Source organism: Roseobacter sp. GAI101 (assembly GCF_000156335.1).
Taxonomy (GTDB): Bacteria; Pseudomonadota; Alphaproteobacteria; order Rhodobacterales; family Rhodobacteraceae; genus Sulfitobacter.
The window spans coordinates 3873-5060 of record NZ_DS999217.1 but is presented as its reverse complement, the minus strand read 5'-3'; the positions used below and the strand labels follow the sequence as shown (position 1 = coordinate 5060).

The 1188-nt window shown below is 49.6% G+C and carries 2 protein-coding genes and 1 pseudogene; 2 read left to right on the top strand and 1 reads right to left on the bottom strand.

The window, feature by feature from the left end:
- Positions 1-151, bottom strand: a 151-nt coding sequence (locus RGAI101_RS21780; protein WP_008230330.1) for an arsenate reductase/protein-tyrosine-phosphatase family protein, incomplete at its 3' end; no start/stop codon positions are given.
- Between the two features lie 340 nt (positions 152-491).
- On the opposite strand from RGAI101_RS21780, the gene RGAI101_RS21070 reads away from it, so the two are divergent.
- On the top strand, positions 492-839 hold the full coding sequence (locus tag RGAI101_RS21070) for a MarR family EPS-associated transcriptional regulator (RefSeq protein ID WP_302621193.1): 348 nt from the start codon (positions 492-494) through the stop codon (positions 837-839).
- A 47-nt stretch (positions 840-886) separates the two neighbouring features.
- A pseudogene (locus RGAI101_RS21775) lies at positions 887-1188 on the top strand (hypothetical protein); the annotation flags it as partial.

Genomic DNA, 1188 nt, shown 5'->3' with positions numbered 1-1188 from the left:
CAGCGCTGTCTGCATTGATATCACGGTCTACCAGCGCATGAAGTCCAGCTGAGGTCACCTCTACATCCGGCAATGCCGCACGCAGTGCGGCTTCAGCTACGGGGGAGCGGCAAATATTGCCTGTGCAGACACAGAGAATGGAAGAAACCATCAGAAATGACCTTGTCTTGAATGCGACTGTGCCAGTTGAGCAGAGCTTATCACGGTCGGCTCCTCGCCTATGGTCTCAGAACTTTGCGGCTTGAGTAGGCCAACATTACAAATGCGCCGAAAAGTACCTTAGCGCGCAATTTCTTCGTAGCGGCTTGTGAGGTGTTTTCCAAGCGACTTGCGGCAAAAACATGCAACTCTGTGAAGTATGCAAAGTTGGCTCAGACAAGACTTGTCTTTCAGACTGGGTTTGGTATGCGTTCAACCATGAACGATGTTCGCTTATTAAATCAAAGCGCTTGGGGTGCCTTCGCAGCCTATGATGCGGTAGCTATGGGAGCATTGTCCTGAGCGACTCTTCCAATGACGTTCACTTCCGCGTCATGCATCTACTGGAACAAAACCCCGAGCTGTCGCAGCGTCAACTGGCAGATGCGCTAGGCATCAGTCTTGGTGCGGTCAATTATTGCCTGCGAGCGCTTGTCGAAAAGGGTGAAGTAAAAATCCGTAATTTTCGAGCTGCCGATAATAAGCTGCGGTATGCTTATATTCTTACCCCAAAAGGCATAAGGCGCAAATCGCTTCTGACAGCAGGTTTTCTGCAACGAAAACTGCGCGAATACAATGCGCTGAAAGATGAAATCGCAGCCCTGAAATCTGAGGCTGGCACAAAAGATCAAGGGTCATGATCCACCGGCCTGCACAGTTTAGTTTGATAAAAAAGGGTTGAACGCAAGTGAAAATCGCGATTATCGACACGGGCCATGTCGGGCGAGTCTCAAGTGTGTGTCTTTCGGATTTTGGGCATAATGTTATCTGTCTGGACAAAGATCTTGATAAGATTTCCATTCTAAGCCGCGGTGAGATGCCAATTTCTGAACCAGGCCTTGACCAACTTCTGACCGCCCAGCCCGCCAGAGCTCCGAAATTTAAAGTCTACCCTCTGTCAGGCTGGGCTACTGTCACCGTACTTGGTGACATTTCTGAATGGTGTTTGCATGCATCTGATGTTGGCTTTGAAGGCTATACAGGGGTTGG